The sequence below is a fragment of the Aeromonas sp. BIGb0405 genome (assembly GCF_024807335.1).
In the GTDB taxonomy this organism is placed as follows: domain Bacteria; phylum Pseudomonadota; class Gammaproteobacteria; order Enterobacterales; family Aeromonadaceae; genus Aeromonas; species Aeromonas rivuli.
Genome location: NZ_JANUEP010000001.1, coordinates 82394 through 98571 on the forward strand (window position 1 = coordinate 82394; position 16178 = coordinate 98571).

Genomic DNA, 16178 nt, shown 5'->3' on the forward strand with positions numbered 1-16178 from the left:
ACCCGTTGCGCAGGCTAATAGCGTCCAAGAGCAGACTCTGTCGTGCCCTGCTCTCTCTTCTCTTCGTTCTGGCATCGGTGCAAGGGGCAACCGGGGCGGACGTGCAGTCGGCGCCGCCCGCGGCCTCATCGACGGTGCCAGGCACACAGGGAGAGAAGCTCGCCCCCTCTGCCGCGCCCAGGGTCGAACTGCTGCCTCAGGAGGGCGCCGAGGATTGGTTGTTGCTGATAGATGCGCCTGGACACTGGCCCCTCGATGCCCTGAATATCCAACCCTTGCTGCACCAGCTCGCCGTGGGCCGGATCTCCCGGCAAGAGAGCATGAGCGAGTCCGGGCCGCAGACCCGCTGGCTGATCCCCTTGCACGGGAGCGCCGATAGCCTGCCCGCGCTCAAGCTGGGCCCCTGGCATCTTGCCCCCCTTGCCTTCCCGGGCAAGTCCCTCAACCAGACCAGTGCGGCTGACCCTGAGCCCAGGGTAGTGCTGCGTGCCAGCATTGATCATCGGGGCCCCCTCTACCCTGGGCAGCCCTTCATCTATGAGCTCAGGCTCTGGTTACCGGATCAGATAGTGGATCCCAGCCTCAACGAACCCGAGCACCCGGATCTCACCATTCGACGTCTGGGGGATGATGAGTGGCACCCCGCTGCCCGGCCCGGCGAGAGCGGCGTGCTGACCCGCCGCTGGCTATTGCAGGCCAGGAGCCCGGGCCAGTTCACCCTGATGGCGCCCAGGCTTCAAGCGAGTTACCAGCTTGATGACCATGCAGAGCCCGTCTCCGGTCGCGCTGCCCCCGCCATCATACAAGTAGACAAGGCCCCCCTGCCGCTGGTGGCCAGGCGCCTCACCCTCAGCCAGCAATTTACGCCGGCGCAGAGCGTCGCCCTTGGCGAGCCCATCATCCGTACCCTGCGTTTGCGCCTCGAAGATGGAGATGGCAACCGCGTGGCGATCCCCGCACCGCAGGTGGCGGGGCTCAAGGTACTGGGGGATGGGGGAGATCGCCATGAACGCTTTCTTGCCAACGGTCGTTTGCTCTTTGAACAGGAGTGGCGCCAGGCGCTGCGCGCCCAGACGCCCGGCGTCTACCTGCTGCCCGAGATCCAGCTGCCCTGGTTCAACACCCAGACCGGGCGGGAGGAGCGGCTGACGTTGGCGGCCACCCCCTTGAGTTTTACGCCATCTCCTGCCGACCGGCCGGATACTCAGCCACCCAGGCCCACCCGCCTTGGCCCCTTCTCTCTGCTCGGCTGGACGCTGCTCGCCTTGCTGCTGACTGGCAGTCTGCGCCGTCAGACTCGATGGCGCGCGTTTTATGCCCTGCAGCTCGCCTTTTGCCAAGCAGACTCTGACGCGAGTCGCCATGCTCTGTTGCATTGGGCGAAGCTGCGCTGGCCCCCTCCCAGGCACCCTGCTATTACCTGGTTGCGGGATATGCCGCTGGATCCTGCGCTGGCAGCACGGCTCTATACCCTGGAGGCTGCCTGTTTTGGTACACTCACTCACTTTGATGGCGCAGCGCTCGCCCTTGGCCTTTGTGCCTATGAGACGCCAGGGGTCGCCACTTTACTCAGGCGAGTCGCCTGGCTGAACGACACACATCACCACAAGGAGGCGCACTGATGGCGATATCGCTATTTCGCAAGAAAGTGGGAAAGGAACCGACGCCATCCCCGGTCAATGAGGGTATGGCGGATAAACAGACAAAATACGAAGCCCTGGTCAATGCCCTGCATGGGGATATCTACCGCTATGCCTATTGGCTGTGTCGGGACCCTCATGTCGCGGAAGATCTGGTGCAGGAGACCTATCTGCGCGCCTGGCGGGCAATCGACAGCCTGGTCGATGACAAGGCCGCCAAGGCGTGGCTCATCACCATCTTGAGGCGGGAGAATGCACGCCGCTTTGAGCGCAAACAGTTCGATCTCATCGATCTGGATGAGTTCCCCCAAAGCGATAGCGGGGCACTGCACAGCGAACAGGAAATGGAACACGAATGGCTCCGCCGCCACATTGCCCGCTTGCCTGAGGAGTATCAGGAGCCCTTGTTGCTGCAAGTGGTCGGCGGTTTTAGCGGCGAAGAGATTGCCCAACAGCTGGGCCTGAACAAGAACACCGTCATGACCCGACTGTTTCGAGCACGCAATCAGATCCGAGAGGTCATGGAGTCATCCGCACAATCAAGAGGGCACAGCAATGGATGAGCTTGAGTTTCGTCGTCAGGCTGTCGTCGATCCTCACGACACCCGGGAAGAGTTTGCCGACATGGCCAATGCTTCTCCCGCCAATCGCAAATGGCTCGAGGAGATGAAACAGTTCGACCGTCAACTCGGCAAGGCGATGGAGGTGGAGGTCCCCGCCGGTTTGGCAGAACGCCTGCTGCTCAGGCAAGCCATGCTGGCCGACCCCATCCCCGACGCGCCCGTTGTGACACTGCCACGGCGCAAGGCGTCGGGCTGGAAACCGCTGGCCATCGCCGCCTCCGTTGCCTTCCTGGTCGGGGTCAGTACCCGCTGGTTGCCTTGGCCCCTCCCTCAGACGAGCGAGGCATCCCTGGCCCAGGTGGCCCTGGCCCACGTTTATGGTGAGGAACCCTTTATCCAGGGGGTCGATGAGCAGGTGTCGCTGCAAACCATCAACGCCAAGATGGAAAAATATGGGGCGACCCTGATGAACATGCAGGGCATGGCAAGGATCACCTATGTCAACCACTGCGCCTTCTATCAGGGCCCTGCCCTGCACATGGTGCTACAAGGCAAGATGGGACCTGTCACCCTCTTCCTGGTGCCCAAGCATGTGCCACTGCAGCTCGAGCACAACTTCGATGATGGCCAGCTCAAGGGCGAAATCATCAAACTCAAGGGCGCCAACCTGGTATTGATTGGCGAGATGGGCGAGTCGCTGGAACCCATATCCCGGCAGATTGAGTCCCGCCTGCACTGGTCCATTTAGAGGCTGGGTTACCACCATTAACACACGCAGAGTACGATGTACTCTGCGTGTTTTTTTTCCATTTTCCCCTCTTGTTCCTCCCCTGTTCGGCACCATTGACCACCAAGATGCCAAAATATTTATCTGGCACCTCCACGCTTAATCGCCGTTTAAAACAACAATAAGGCCTTTATTTGCTCATTTTGGCGCCAACAACAAACAAATCGTTAACACAATAGATACTTTTATGTATTCTGCTCTCACTGGTCTGATTTCTTACCTCCTACCAGATCCATAGAATCACACCAGCAACTATTGGGAAGATGCGAACATAACAACAGATCTTGTCAGCTTTTGCGGCGATTGCGCCGGGATTGCATGGCAAAAAATCTGCCAAAAAATAGAGAGAACTCCATGACTACTGCCTTTTTCAAGAAAAGCCTGATTGCCGCCGCCCTCACACTGGCCAGCACCCAAACCTTTGCAGCTGCCTTCCAGCTCAATGAACACTCAGCCTCCGGCCTGGGTCGTGCTTTTGCCGGTGAAGCCGCCATTGCCGACAACGCCGCCGTACTGGCCCGCAACCCGGCTGCGATGACCCGCTTTGACAAGATGGCGGTCTCTGTCGCTGGCACCTATATCCACCCGGATGTGGATGTCGACGGCAAAATTGCCGGTGCCATCGATTCCAGCGAGAGCAATATCGCCCCGGATGCGTTCGTTCCGGCCGCCTATTTCATCCAGCCCATCAATGAACAGTGGGCCTGGGGTCTGGCGATGTTCTCCAACTACGGCCTCTCTACCGAGTACTCGGATGACTTCACCGGTGGCGCAGTGGCGGGTAACACCGAGTTGATGACCATCAACATCAACCCCAACATCGCCTACCGCATCGACTCCAACTGGAGCGTTGGTGCCGGTTTGAATCTGGTCTATGCCGAAGCTGAATTGAACCGCCGTGCCGGTGCCCTGGCCCCCGTCGTCAGTCAACAGCTCGGCGGCGCTCCTGTCAGTCCCAGTACCAAACTCGCCCACATGAAGGGTGATGACTGGGGTTGGGGCTGGAACGTCGGCACCATGTATGAGTACAACGAGAACAACCGCTTCGCTCTGACCTATCGCTCCCAGGTCGACATCACCTTCGAAGGTGATTACGAAGGCACCTCCTCCGGTTTCCAGACCGTTGATGGAAAACTGGGGCTGGACATGCCTGCGCAGGCTGAATTTGCCGGTTACCACCGTCTGAACCAGCAATTTGCCGTGCACTACTCGGTCAACTGGACCGACTGGAGCTCCTTCGAAGAGCTGAACGCCACCAGCGACAGCTGTGTCAGCACCGACGGTGCCGGGGTCTGCCTCTACAAGCCAGAGAAGTTCAAGGACTCGGTACGTTATGCACTCGGCGGCACCTGGTATGTCAACCCGGCTTGGGAAGCGCGCATCGGTTTCGCCTACGACAACACCCCCATCGAGGCCGAATACCGCAGCCTGAGTATTCCTGACTCGGATCGTATCTGGTACAGCGCCGGCGCTACCTACCACATCGATACTGACATGAGCATCGACTTCGGCATGGCCTATATCGATGGCAAGTCCGTCGATGTCAACGAAGGTCTGACCGGCCATGACAGCCCCCTGCGCTGGCAGGGCACCTCCCACGGCAACGCCTTCCTGGCCTCTGCCCAGTTCAACATGATGTTCTGATAACCGAGCATCGAAAAGAGCGCCCTGGGGCGCTCTTTTTTTTGCCACTCTGCCAGTTCGGCGTACATCTGTAGCAAACAGCTGTACGCTTTTCCTTTTTTATCAGCCTGTTATCCGTTCGTTCTCAGGATTTCCTCCTCTTTTTAGCGCGGCACCATACGCCGGATTGCAATAGTGGTCGTACCATATAAAATCCCGCCTCCATTTTATATACAATAAAAAATGCTGATATGAGCGTAAGAAGCACTGTAGTTCGTCCATCCACTCCCAGTCTGCTCGCCCTGCTGCTTTGCCCCACCCTGGTGCAAGCCGCCGGTTTCCAGCTCGCCGAGCAATCTGCCACCGGCATGGGGCGCGCCTTCGCCGGTGAGGCCGCTATTGCAGACAATGCCAGCGTGCTGTCGCGCAATGCCGCGGCCATGACCCGCTTCGAGCAGATGGCCTTCTCGGGCGGCGTCGTCTATGTCCGTCCCGATGTGAACATAGAAGGAGATACCCGGGTACCGACCGCCCACGGCCCGGTCACCCTGGATGCCAGCGCCCATGACATCGCCGATGCCGCCTGGGTGCCCAATCTGTCGCTCATCATTCCCCTCAATGAAGAGTGGCGACTGGGTCTGTCTGCCAACGCCTACTTCGGCTTGGGGGTCGAGATGCCCGCACCCTACAACGCCGGACACTTCGGCAATGTCTCCGACATTCGCACTGTGGATCTGGGGCTGGCCCTGGCTTATCGCCTCAATCAGCATTGGTCCCTTGGCGCTGGCCTCAATGCCATTCAGGGCGAAGGCGAAGTGGGGGGCACTTTCCCCGCCAATGAGATGATCGCCAAGCACCTCAAGGGGGATGGTTGGGCCCTGGGCTGGAACCTGGGCGCACTCTATGAGTATTCGCCACAGACCCGGGTCGGCCTCTCCTATCGCCATGATGTGACCCTCACCCTCGAGGGCGATGCCATGGGCATCGATGAACAGGGGCGGCCCTTCGAGGACAAGGGCAAGCTGGATCTCGCCTTGCCAGCCAGTGCCGAGCTGGCGCTGTTCCATCAGCTCACCCCGGCGCTGGCCGTCCATTCAAGCATCAACTGGACCAACTGGAGCCGCTTTACCCAGCTCGAGGCCGAGCTGGATCATCACGGTACCATGCACATCAAGGATGAGCAGTGGCAGGATAGCTGGCGCTATGCCCTGGGCCTGACCTATCAGCTGACCCCGGACTGGCAGCTGAGATCCGGTCTCGCCTATGACAAGAGCCCGGTGCCCGCCGAACGTCGCACCATCTCAATCCCGGACTCGGATCGTGTCTGGTATAGCCTGGGCACAGGTTATCGCTTCAGCCCGGCGCTGAGCCTGGATCTGGGACTGACCTTTATCGATGGCAAGCAGGCGGCAGTCAGTGAGTCCATGGAGCTCAAACCGGGCATAGCCGCCACCACCTCCACCTTCGAGGGCAGCTCCGAAGGGGACGCCTGGCTGGCCGGCCTGCAGCTCAACTATCTGTTCTGATCGCCACGGCCGACGAGTGAATGATCATGACCCATGGCTCCCGGAAGGGAGCCTCTTTCTCCTGGGGCGACAGGACTAACATCACGCCACCACGCTGGATTGACGCCGCCCCCTCACCCCTCAAGAGATCGAGCCGAGCACGCCCTTGCCGGGCAATCGCCAGATACTGACCTGTCGCCGCGAGCCCCAGGCGTTATTACCCTTGCTTGTCCCCGGCAAGCTGGCATAGTCCGCCGCTTCGCCATACTATCAAGCCAACATTCATCACGGAGAGTTCCATGTATTCCTACGTGGCCAGGCAGCCGATCCTCGACAGCAAACTGCGGACCCATGCCTATGAGCTGCTGTTTCGCGATAGCCTGGACAACGTCTTCCCGCTCATCTCCTCCCAGCAAGCCACCTCGCGCCTGGTGGTCGAGCAATTTTTGCAGCAAAACATTGACCAGCTGCTCGGCGGGCGGCCCTGTTTTATCAATTTCTCCCATGACTCCTTGCTGGATGGACTGGCGGAGTGTCTGCCCCCCGAACAGGTGGTGATCGAGATCCTCGAAGATGCGATGCCCGATGATGCCCTGCTGGCCAAGGTCAAACAGCTCAACCAGCTCGGCTACCGGCTGGCCCTTGACGATTTCAGCATGTCCTCGGATTGGGAGCGTTTCCTGCCCTGGATCCAGATCATCAAGTTTGACCTGCGTCTGAGCAGCCTGTCCCAGATAGACGACTTTATCCGCCGCCATCAGCACCTGGCCCTCACCTACCTGGCCGAGAAGGTAGAGAGCAAGCAGGAGTTCGAACAGACCCAGGCCCTGGGCATCAGTCTGTTTCAGGGTTTCTTCTTCAGTCGCCCCGAAATGGTCAAGCGCGCCACCATGCAGCCGACCCAGATGGTGGTGATCCAGCTGCTCAACGAGGTCAATCAACCCGAGCCCAATCTCGACAAGATAGAGCAACTGCTTGGCCAGGATGTCTCCCTCTCCCTCAAGCTGCTGCGTTACGTCAACAACCTCAAGGGGCGCAGCAAGCCCATCGCCTCCTTCCGCCAGGCGGCCATCTATCTGGGTCATGCCCAGCTCAAGCGCTTCGTGACCCTGATAGCGGCCAGCAGTGCCGGTCAGGGCAAGAGTGCCGAGCTCTATCAGATGTCGCTCATCCGGGCCCGCTTCTGCGAGCTGCTGGCCCTGGCCCATGCCCCGGCCCCCCAGAGTCAGCAAGCCTTTATGGCGGGGCTCTTCTCCTTGCTGGATGTGTTGATGGAGCAATCCATGGGAACCCTGCTCGGCAGCGTGCCCATCACGGACGAGATCCGCCAGGCCCTGCTGACCCGCGAGGGCCAGCTCGGCTTCTATCTGGCGTTTTGTGAAGATTATGAGAATGCAAACTGGCCCAGGGTGCAGATGCGCACCGCACGCCTGGGCCTCAATGAAGAGAAGGTCAGCCAGCTCTATCTGAGCGCCACCGCCTGGGTGAACGAGCAGCTGAGCGCCATGAACAGAGACTAGACAAGCTCCAGTGCCAGGGCGGTGGCTTCGCCGCCGCCAATGCACAGGGATGCCATGCCCCGCTTCAGTCCCCGTGCTCGCAAGGCATGGATCAAGGTCACCAGCACCCGGGCGCCACTCGCCCCCAGGGGGTGACCCAGGGCGCAGGCGCCGCCATTGACGTTGAGTCGCTCGGCCCCGATGCCGCATCCTTGCATCGCCAGCATGCTCACCATGGCAAAGGCCTCGTTCACCTCATAGAGATCCACTTCATCACTGCGCCAGCCAAGCTGAGCCAGCAGACGATTGATGGCGCTCACCGGCGCCGAAACGAACTCGGCAGGTAGACCCGCATGACTCAAATAACCCCGGATCCGCGCCAGCGGCACCAAGCCTTGGGCCAGTGCCGTCTCTTCACGCATCAGCAGCAGCGCCGCGGCCCCATCCGAGATGGAGCTGCTGTTGGCCGCCGTGATGGTGCCATCTGGCTTGAACGCAGGCCGAAGGCTGGGGATCTTGTCCGGACGCGCCTTGCCGGGTTGCTCATCCTCGGCCAGCAGCAGTTTGCCTGCCTGATAGACCTCGGCCAGCTCGGCGGCAAAGTCTCCCTCCCGCTGGGCGCGCAAGGCCCGTTCCAGGGAGCCCATGGCAAAGGCATCCATATCGGCGCGGCTCATGGCGGCCCGATCTGCACTCGCCTGGGCATGGACCCCCATCAACTGGCCGTCGTAGGCATCCTGCAAACCGTCGAGGAAGAGGCTGTCCTGCACTTGTTGATGGCCCATGCGAAAACCGCTGCGCGCCTTGTCGAGCAGGTAAGGGGCACGGCTCATGCTCTCCATCCCCCCCGCCAATATCATCTCCCCCTGCCCCAGGCGCAGGCTGTCGGCAGCCAGCATCACCGCCTTCATGCCCGAGCCACACACCTTGTTGACCGTGGTGCAAGGCACACTCACCGGCAGACCCGCACCAAGGGCTGCCTGACGTGCCGGAGCCTGCCCCATGCCCGCCGCCAGCACATTGCCCATCAACACCTCGTCTATCTTACTTGGGTTGACACCCGCCGCCTTCAGGGTGGCCGCCAGGGCGCAGGCACCGAGCTCGGCGGCACTCAAGGTGGAAAGGACTCCCTGGAAGGCCCCCATGGGGGTGCGTTTGGCGGCAACTATGACGATATCCATCTCAATGACTCTCCCGATGACTTTTCACCAACTTGACGTTGAAGCGCGGCCTCTTGAAAGACACACACTCCATCTCGCTGACTCTGCTCATTACATATCGGTAACATAAGGGGATGTCCCTTGGAGGACAAGCACTTGCGAGCAAGCAGCGCTTTGGGTAAGGTGCCAACCAAGATTGACAGCCAGGACGATACCAGGATGCCCCCCAAGGATGAGGCCCGCAGCTACAGCATCAGCGAGCTGGCCAAAGAGTTTGATGTCACCACCCGCAGCATCCGCTTTTATGAGGATCAGGGCCTGTTGACTCCGACCCGTCAGGGTCAGACCCGCATTTACAGCCGTCAGGACAAGGTGCGCCTCAAGCTGACCCTGCGTGGCAAACGCCTGGGTTTCAGCCTTGCCGACATTCGCGAGCTGTTCGATCTCTATGACGCCGACAAGAGCAGCCGCACCCAACTGCGCAGCATGCTCTCCCTGATCGAGGAGAAGCGCCAGACCCTGGGCCAGCAGCTGGAGGACATCAAGATGGTGCTGCTGGAACTGGACGCCGCCAAGCAACGCTGCCAGCACGCCTTGCAGCAGCTTGGCTGCGAAGAGCGTGAAGGGGCCAACGGATAAGAAGGCAAAGAGTCGTGGCTCAGGGCGCGTCACAGCTGGCACCACCCCGCGCGCCATTGGCTCGGACGGTATCGCCAGCCTCAGGACAGCAGAGATAAAAAAGAGGGGCCACAATGGCCCCTCTTTTTGTCAATGGCTCCCAAACAGGGGATCCGTCAGGTCAATCGCCCTGATCCTATTTCTGCCAGCGGGCAGCATCATAATCCGGACTGAATCTGTCCACTATGATGGCGCAAGCCGCATCGCCGGTGATGTTGAGGGCGGTACGGATCATGTCAAACAGACGATCCAGCGCAAACAACAGCGGCAGACCCTCGATGGGGATGCCCGCGGCCAGCAGCACGGCCACCACCAGGAAGCTCGGACCCGGCACCCCTGCCTGACCAATGGCCCCCAGGGTGGAGGTCAGTATGATGGCAACCCAGGCTCCCAGAGAGAGATCGATGTTGAACACCTGAGCGAAGAAGATGGCGACCAGACCGTAATAGATGGCGTTGCCGCTCATGTTGATGGTCGCGCCCAGGGGCAGCACGAAGGCGGCCGTGCTGTTGCTCACCTTGAGCTCTTTCTCGCACACTTCCATGGTGACTGGCAGCGTCGCCATGGAGGACGCGGTAGAGAAGGCAACCACCTGGGCCTTCTTCATGGCCGACAGGTACTTGAGCACAGGGGTGTTGGAGAAGACGGCGATCAGCAGCGGGTAGATGATGAAACCAAACACCAGGATGGCGGCCACGTACACCACAAACAGGTTGAATACCAGTGAGAGGACGTCAAAGCCATAGGTGCCGATGGCATCGGCCATCAGACCGAATACCCCCAGTGGTGCTATCAGCATCACCTTGTTGATCATCCATACGAAGGCATCGACCAGGGTATTGAGGCCATCGATCAGCGGCTTGACCCGCGCCTGCGGCTGCTTGGCCAGCGCAATGCCGAGGAACATGCAGAATACCAGGATCTGCAGAATGTTCGCCTCGTTGAGGGACTGGAAGACGTTGGTCGGTATCATGCCAAGCAAGGTGGCAACCGCATCCGGTAGCTCACCCTTGTCGGCATAGTCGCCGGAGAAGAGTGATTTCATCGAGCTGAGATCGACCCCGGTCCCCGGTTGGAACACTTGTCCCATCATCAGCGCCAGGAAAACGGCCAGGGCAGAGGTACCGAGGAAGAATACCAGGGTCGTGCCCCCGATCTTGCCCGCCGCCGGGCTGGCGCCCAGATTGGCGGCCCCCGAGATGATGGCCACGGCCACCAGAGGGATCACCAGCATCTTGATGAGCTGGATAAAGAGGCTGCCAAGGGGGGCAAAGACGGAGGCTTGCTCGCCCATGAGCAATCCGACCAGCGTGCCCAGCAGCATGGCAACCACAACCTGGAAGCCAATGTTCTTAATGAGTCCTTTAGTTAACACAAAATGTTCCTTAAACGAATAAATGTCACACTTTCCCAGTGCAATTCACCAAACAGGGGAATGAACTGCTGCTCATTCCCCTGCCGGGCGGTTTTATCTCATATTTATCTGCTGTTTTAAATCGCTAATTTATGACGAAGATTTATTGATAAGTTTGCAACAAAGTTAAGATTCAAAAGGAACAAGTTAAAAAATCACGATTTTACTATGCCCACAGACTATTATCTGTGCTAGCTTGACTCGGTAACCGCATATACAGGGATAGAAAGATGCTGAAAGTAAACGAGTATTTTGACGGAAATGTAAAATCCATCGGCTTCGAGCAAAACGGTGAGCAATCCACAGTTGGTGTCATGGCAGCCGGCGATTACCTGTTCAATACCGCCGCCCCCGAGCGCATGACGGTGATCAAGGGGAGTCTGACCATACAGTTGGCCGGTGCCAGCGACTGGCAGACCTATGGCCAGGGGGAAGCTTTCGAGGTACCAGGCCACTCCTCCTTCTCCCTCAAGGTGAGCACACCGAGCGCTTATCTGTGTGAATTTTTAAGTTAAATCAATATATTGAAGATTAAGGGGCTGAGGCCCCTTTTTTCATGACGACATCACAGCCAGAGGGGGCCTTCTCTTTGTCCCCTCCCTTGGTTAAGCTGTGAGGCCGTTATCAGGATTCAATCGACCGTCATGAGCATCCAGATCCGCCCCATCACACCCGAAGATTGGCCCCAGATCATGGCCATCCAGGCCGAGTGTTACCGCCAACTGGCTCCGGAGCCTCTCAGCGTCATGCGCAACAAGGCCGAACTCGCCCCCCAATGTTGCTGGGTTGGCGAAATAAAGGGGGCCGTGCTCGGCTATCTGCTCTGCCACCCCTGGCACGCACATCAGCCGCCCCCTCTCTCGGTCCCCATGGCGGCACTGACTGGCGATGAAGAGTTCTACCTGCACGATCTCGCCGTCTCGACCAGAGCGCGCGGTCTGGGGCTGGGCCAGGCCTTGCTGGATCAGGCGTTGCACCATGCCAGCCACTCGGGTTACGCCAGGCTCGGACTGGTGGCGGTGCAGGATGCCCCCGCTTTCTGGCTGCGCCAGGGCTTTGCCCCGGCTCAGTCTCGCAAGTCCCTGGCTGAATACGGTGATGGTGCTCTCTATATGGAGCGGCTGCTGGACCAGGCCTGCCAACCCACCCTGGCCTGATGCGACCATAAAGCCGGATAAGCAAAAACAAGAAGGGCGCCCTGAGGCGCCCTTCTGTTATTTATCCCGACGGGATTCAGCCCTTGAACTTGCTGAATACCAGGGAAGCGTTGGTACCGCCAAAGCCGAAGCTGTTGGACATGACGGTATTGAGATCCGCCGTTTCGTACTCACGCACTATGGGCAGACCCACGGCCTTCTCGTCCAGGGTCTCGATGTTGATGCTGGGGGCGATGAAGCCGTGCTGCATCATCAGCAGGGAGTAGACGGCCTCGTGCACACCGGCGGCGCCGAGGGCATGGCCCGTCATGGCCTTGGTGGCGGAGAGCTTGGGCGAATTGCTGCCAAACAGAGTCTGGATGGCCTCCAGCTCCTTGGTATCGCCGACCGGGGTGGAGGTACCGTGGGTGTTGATGTAGTCCACGGTGCCGACGCCCTGCATCGCCATCTTCATGCAACGCACCGCGCCTTCGCCGCTCGGAGCCACCATGTCATAGCCGTCGGAGGTCGCACCGTAACCGGTGATCTCGGCGTAGATGTGGGCGCCGCGAGCCAGGGCATGTTCCAGCTCCTCGACCACCAGGATGCCGCCGCCACCGGAGATGACGAAACCGTCGCGGTCCGCGTCATAGGTACGGGAGGCCTTTTCCGGGTTGTCGTTGTACTTGGTAGAGAGGGCACCCATGGCGTCGAACTGGATGGTCGATGACCAGTCCAGCTCCTCGCCGCCGCCAGCGAAGATGATGTCCTGCTTGCCGAGCTGGATCAGCTCCAGCGCGTGACCGATGCAGTGAGCAGAGGTGGCGCAGGCAGAGCTGATGGTGTAGTTGACACCCTTGATCTTGAAGGGGGTCGCCAGGCAGGCGGAGGTGGTGGAGGACATGGTGCGCGGCACCATGTAGGGACCCACGCGCTTGACGCCTTTCTCACGGGCAATATCTGCAGACTCCGACGTGTTCTTGCCGGACGCACCGCCAGAGCCGACCACGATGCCAGTGCGCTCGTTGGAGACCTGATCCTCCGGCAGCCCGGCATCTTCGATGGCCTGCTGCATGGAGAGATAGGCATACGCGGCGGCGTCGCCCATGAAACGCATGACTTTACGGTCGATCAGTTCAGACGGATCGAGTTTGATGTTACCCCAGACACGGCTGCGCAGGTTGTATTGTTCAAACTGCTCGGAATAGGTGATGCCGGATTTACCTGCTTTCAGGGAGGCCAGCACTTCTTCCTTGTTGTTGCCGATACTGGAGATGACGCCGATACCGGTGATCACTGCTCTTCTCATTAATTCATCTCGTCTGGAAAAACTGGCACCGAGTCTACCCGCTTTCGGCTGCCAAACTGGTCTGCTTTCACGTAGAATGCCCGCGAATTTGTGACGCGAGCAGAGGAAAACGTGAGTCAAACATCCTTACATCATGCCCGATTGGACTGGAATGAAGCGGGAACTCCAGTCTCCAGTGAGTTCGGGGATGTGTACTTTTCCAATGATAACGGTCTAAGTGAAACCCGCTACGTCTTTTTACAGCAAAACCGGTTACCGGCGCGATTTTCACACCACGATAGTGACAATTTCGTGATTGGCGAAACAGGTTTCGGCACAGGCCTTAACTTTCTGGCGACAATGGCCGCCTTTCTGGAACATGGCCCCCAAGCCGGCAACGGCTCGCGTCTGCACTTTATCAGCGTCGAAAAATTCCCTTTGACCAGGGACGATCTGGCCCAGGCCCTCGCCGTCTGGCCCGAGCTGGCCACCTTCAGCGCCGACTTGGTCGCCCAGTGGCCGCTGGCGGTCGAGGGGTGCCATCGCCTGCTGTTTGCAGGGGGACGGGTGCGCCTCGATCTCTGGCTCGGCGACATCAAAGACGCCCTGCCCCAGTGGCCCTGCCCCGCCGATGGCCTCATCGACGCCTGGTATCTGGATGGCTTCTCGCCAGCCAAGAATCCCGAGATGTGGACCCAGGCGCTGTTTGACGATCTGGCCCGCCTCGCCCGACCCAGTGCCAGCGTCGCCACCTTTACCTGCGCCGGCTTCGTGCGCCGCGGTCTGATTGATGCCGGTTTTCACATCAACAAGGTCAGGGGCCATGGCAACAAGCGCACCATGCTGGCCGGTTACCGCCAGGGCAAACAAGATGCCCCAAGCCTGGCCCCGTGCTACGCCCGTCCCGCGGGGCGTGACGGCGAGGTGCTGATCATCGGAGGGGGCATCGCCTCGGCCATGACGGCATTGTCGCTCGTGGAGCGGGGCCGACGCGTCACCTTGTTGTGTGAAGATGACAAGCCTGCGACCGGCGCCTCCGGCAACCGCCAGGGGGCCCTCTATCCGCTGCTGGGCGGCGAACACGACGCCCTGTCACGCTTCTATGCCCTCGCCTTCGGCTTTGCCCGCCAGCGACTGTTACAGCTGGCCAAACGGCACCCCATCGCTTTCGAGCTGTGCGGCGTGGTGCAGCTGGGCTTTGATGAGAAGTCGGCGCAAAAACTGGACAAGATGGCGCTAGGTCCCTTCCCCCCCGAGCTGATGCGCCCCTTGACCGACGCCGAGGTGGCGCAAGCCTGCGGCCTGCCCATGGGCCTTGGTGGCGTCAGCTATCCGTTGGGGGGCTGGCTCTGTCCGGCTGATTTGACCCGTGCCGCCCTCGATGAGGCGCAGGCCGGCGGCCTGCTCCAGCTGGCATATGGCGCCCCCATCACCACTGTCGACGAGCACAGCGATGGCTGGCGCGTGACCGCGGCCGATGGCCGCCAGTGGCAGGCCCCCAATCTGGTGGTGGCAGCCGGTCACCGCTTGCCCGCCCTGCTCCCCTTTGCGGAACTTCCCCTCTACCCGGTACGCGGTCAGGTGAGCCATGTGCCGACCAACCCGGTGTTGCAGCAGCTCAAGACGGTACTCTGCTATGACGGCTATCTCACCCCTGGCCATGCTGGTTATCACTGCATCGGTGCCAGCTATGGCCGTAACCAGAGCAGCCTGGCCTTCAGCGCCGCCGAGCAGGTTCACAACAAGGCCCGGCTGCACGCCTGCCTGCCGAGTCAGCAGTGGCCAGACGAGGTGGATGTCAGCGGCAATGAGGCCCGGGTCGGGGTGCGCAGCGCCAGCCGGGATCACTTGCCGGTGGTGGGCGCCGTTGCCCGGGTCCAGGCCCTGAGCGAGCTGGAGTCGCTGGCGCTCAAGGCGCGCCCCGAACACGCGCTACCGACCTACCCGGGCCTGTTTGTGCTGGGGGCGCTGGGGTCGCGAGGGCTCTGTTCGGCGCCGCTGTGTGGTGAACTGCTCGCCAGCGAGATCTGCGGCGATCCCCTGCCCTTGGCCACGGATCTGCTGGCCGCCCTGCATCCCGCACGCTACTGGGTGCGCAAATGGCTCAAGGGCAAGCCCGTGCGCTAAGCCCGGTCACAGGCTAAAAGAGAGATAAAACAAGACGCCGCCAGGGGATCACTCCACTGGCGGCGTCTGCTATCTGGCCTGGTCATCCTCTCATGAGGAAGCGGGGTTATCGTCACGCGCTCAGGGATTGAAGGGCCAGCTCAGCCCCAGCTTGCGACCATGATCGGTCTGCTCGGCGAGCCGGGCGAAGCGGGACTTGGCCTCGGCCAGCAGCGCCTGCCCCTGCAGATCCCCCTGATGGCGCAAGGCGGCGCAATCGTTGCTACGCGGCAACTGCGACAATTTGAAACCGATGGCACTGGCGGTTTCTTGCACTATGTCCTTGTGACGACTCTCGTAGTCGAGCATGGCGCCGACCATGATGTTCCAGTTTTGCTGCTCGCGCACACTGGCCCGGGACTTGTTGACCCACTCGGGCACCATCACCTTGATGCGCGTCCTCACCGTGACGCCGTTGAGGTTGCAGCGCCCGGCCAGGGGATAGGCCAGCATGGACCAGTCGAGCTGATAGCTGGCCATGCCGAGCCCTTGCTGGCCCACGCTACCCTTGGGGCCGATGCTGGACGCCTGCGCCAGGGCAGCCTGCATGGTGGCGCCCTTGACCTTGTAAAACTGGAAGTCGACCCGGATGTCCGGCTCTATCTTGACCCCGGTATAATGGGCCTGGGTGGCCCCCACCGCGGCGCTCCACAGCAGACTCAGTCCCCAAGCCAGGTTGCACAACTTGCCCATGGTGATCTACGCCGCCTCATCGTTGC

General features: G+C 60.5%; 14 protein-coding genes. 10 read left to right on the forward strand and 4 right to left on the reverse strand.

Annotation, left to right across the window (positions count from 1 at the left end; translation table 11 throughout):
• The first annotated feature begins 5 nt into the window (after positions 1 to 5).
• The 6 genes from M2366_RS00440 to M2366_RS00465 all read left to right on the forward strand — a co-directional run bounded on the left by M2366_RS00440 (position 6) and on the right by M2366_RS00465 (position 7638).
• Complete coding sequence (locus tag M2366_RS00440) at positions 6 to 1622, forward strand: BatD family protein (RefSeq protein ID WP_259268689.1); 1617 nt, start codon at positions 6 to 8, stop codon at positions 1620 to 1622.
• Complete coding sequence (locus tag M2366_RS00445) at positions 1622 to 2203, forward strand: sigma-70 family RNA polymerase sigma factor (protein ID WP_259268690.1); 582 nt, start codon at positions 1622 to 1624, stop codon at positions 2201 to 2203. Before M2366_RS00440 ends, M2366_RS00445 begins: the two co-directional genes overlap by 1 nt.
• Complete coding sequence (locus tag M2366_RS00450) at positions 2196 to 2951, forward strand: DUF3379 domain-containing protein (protein ID WP_259268691.1); 756 nt, start codon at positions 2196 to 2198, stop codon at positions 2949 to 2951. The genes M2366_RS00445 and M2366_RS00450 overlap by 8 nt, the downstream gene beginning before the upstream one ends.
• Positions 2952 to 3344: 393 nt before the next feature.
• Positions 3345 to 4634, forward strand: coding sequence for an outer membrane protein transport protein (locus tag M2366_RS00455; protein WP_259236633.1), 1290 nt, complete (start codon positions 3345 to 3347; stop codon positions 4632 to 4634).
• Positions 4635 to 4864: 230 nt separating this feature from the next.
• Positions 4865 to 6139 carry an outer membrane protein transport protein gene (locus tag M2366_RS00460; protein WP_259268692.1) on the forward strand — a complete coding sequence of 425 codons (1275 nt, stop codon included), beginning with the start codon at positions 4865 to 4867 and terminating at the stop codon, positions 6137 to 6139.
• A 278-nt stretch (positions 6140 to 6417) separates the two neighbouring features.
• Entirely contained in the window at positions 6418 to 7638 is a 1221-nt protein-coding gene (locus M2366_RS00465; protein ID WP_224432774.1) for an EAL and HDOD domain-containing protein, read from the forward strand.
• Here M2366_RS00465 and M2366_RS00470 read toward each other — a convergent pair.
• The gene (locus M2366_RS00470) at positions 7635 to 8798 is read right to left on the reverse strand and encodes an acetyl-CoA C-acyltransferase (RefSeq protein WP_259268693.1); all 1164 of its coding nucleotides are present in this window, start codon (positions 8796 to 8798) and stop codon (positions 7635 to 7637) included. The genes M2366_RS00465 and M2366_RS00470 overlap by 4 nt on opposite strands.
• Before the next feature lie 198 nt (positions 8799 to 8996).
• Here M2366_RS00470 and M2366_RS00475 point away from each other — a divergent pair, with 198 nt between their 5' ends.
• Positions 8997 to 9416 carry a MerR family DNA-binding transcriptional regulator gene (locus M2366_RS00475; RefSeq protein WP_042042927.1) on the forward strand — a complete coding sequence of 140 codons (420 nt, stop codon included), beginning with the start codon at positions 8997 to 8999 and terminating at the stop codon, positions 9414 to 9416.
• A gap of 175 nt (positions 9417 to 9591) precedes the next feature.
• On the opposite strand, the gene M2366_RS00480 is transcribed toward M2366_RS00475, so the two are convergent.
• A complete protein-coding gene (locus tag M2366_RS00480) occupies positions 9592 to 10830 on the reverse strand; it encodes a dicarboxylate/amino acid:cation symporter (RefSeq protein WP_042042838.1) in 1239 nt (412 codons plus the stop codon).
• 269 nt (positions 10831 to 11099) lie between these two features.
• Between M2366_RS00480 and M2366_RS00485 the strand changes: the two genes are divergently transcribed.
• Complete coding sequence (locus M2366_RS00485) at positions 11100 to 11384, forward strand: pyrimidine/purine nucleoside phosphorylase (protein ID WP_042042839.1); 285 nt, start codon at positions 11100 to 11102, stop codon at positions 11382 to 11384.
• 129 nt (positions 11385 to 11513) lie between these two features.
• Positions 11514 to 12026, forward strand: coding sequence for a GNAT family N-acetyltransferase (locus tag M2366_RS00490; protein WP_042042840.1), 513 nt, complete (start codon positions 11514 to 11516; stop codon positions 12024 to 12026).
• Between the two features lie 76 nt (positions 12027 to 12102).
• Here M2366_RS00490 and fabB read toward each other — a convergent pair whose 3' ends face one another.
• Positions 12103 to 13314 (reverse strand): beta-ketoacyl-ACP synthase I, encoded by a 1212-nt coding sequence (gene fabB, locus M2366_RS00495; protein ID WP_259268694.1) that lies wholly within the window; start codon positions 13312 to 13314, stop codon positions 12103 to 12105.
• A 90-nt stretch (positions 13315 to 13404) separates the two neighbouring features.
• On the opposite strand from fabB, the gene mnmC reads away from it, so the two are divergent.
• Entirely contained in the window at positions 13405 to 15420 is a 2016-nt protein-coding gene (gene mnmC, locus M2366_RS00500; protein WP_259268695.1) for a bifunctional tRNA (5-methylaminomethyl-2-thiouridine)(34)-methyltransferase MnmD/FAD-dependent 5-carboxymethylaminomethyl-2-thiouridine(34) oxidoreductase MnmC, read from the forward strand.
• A 120-nt stretch (positions 15421 to 15540) separates the two neighbouring features.
• Here the strand turns inward: mnmC and M2366_RS00505 are convergent, their stop codons facing one another.
• The gene (locus M2366_RS00505; RefSeq protein WP_224432770.1) at positions 15541 to 16152 is read right to left on the reverse strand and encodes a DUF922 domain-containing protein; all 612 of its coding nucleotides are present in this window, start codon (positions 16150 to 16152) and stop codon (positions 15541 to 15543) included.
• Positions 16153 to 16178 lie beyond the last annotated feature (26 nt).

Bases quoted from the DNA above. Each gene is read 5' to 3' on its own strand.
- M2366_RS00455 (WP_259236633.1), top strand. From the start codon at position 3,345: ATGACTACTGCCTTTTTCAAGAAAAGCCTGATTGCCGCCGCCCTCACA.
- M2366_RS00460 (WP_259268692.1), top strand. From the start codon at position 4,865: ATGAGCGTAAGAAGCACTGTAGTTCGTCCATCCACTCCCAGTCTGCTC.
- fabB (WP_259268694.1), bottom strand. From the start codon at position 13,314: ATGAGAAGAGCAGTGATCACCGGTATCGGCGTCATCTCCAGTATCGGC.
- M2366_RS00475 (WP_042042927.1), top strand. From the start codon at position 8,997: ATGCCCCCCAAGGATGAGGCCCGCAGCTACAGCATCAGCGAGCTGGCC.
- M2366_RS00485 (WP_042042839.1), top strand. From the start codon at position 11,100: ATGCTGAAAGTAAACGAGTATTTTGACGGAAATGTAAAATCCATCGGC.
- M2366_RS00450 (WP_259268691.1), top strand. From the start codon at position 2,196: ATGGATGAGCTTGAGTTTCGTCGTCAGGCTGTCGTCGATCCTCACGAC.
- M2366_RS00490 (WP_042042840.1), top strand. From the start codon at position 11,514: ATGAGCATCCAGATCCGCCCCATCACACCCGAAGATTGGCCCCAGATC.
- M2366_RS00505 (WP_224432770.1), bottom strand. From the start codon at position 16,152: ATGGGCAAGTTGTGCAACCTGGCTTGGGGACTGAGTCTGCTGTGGAGC.
- M2366_RS00465 (WP_224432774.1), top strand. From the start codon at position 6,418: ATGTATTCCTACGTGGCCAGGCAGCCGATCCTCGACAGCAAACTGCGG.
- M2366_RS00445 (WP_259268690.1), top strand. From the start codon at position 1,622: ATGGCGATATCGCTATTTCGCAAGAAAGTGGGAAAGGAACCGACGCCA.
- M2366_RS00470 (WP_259268693.1), bottom strand. From the start codon at position 8,798: ATGGATATCGTCATAGTTGCCGCCAAACGCACCCCCATGGGGGCCTTC.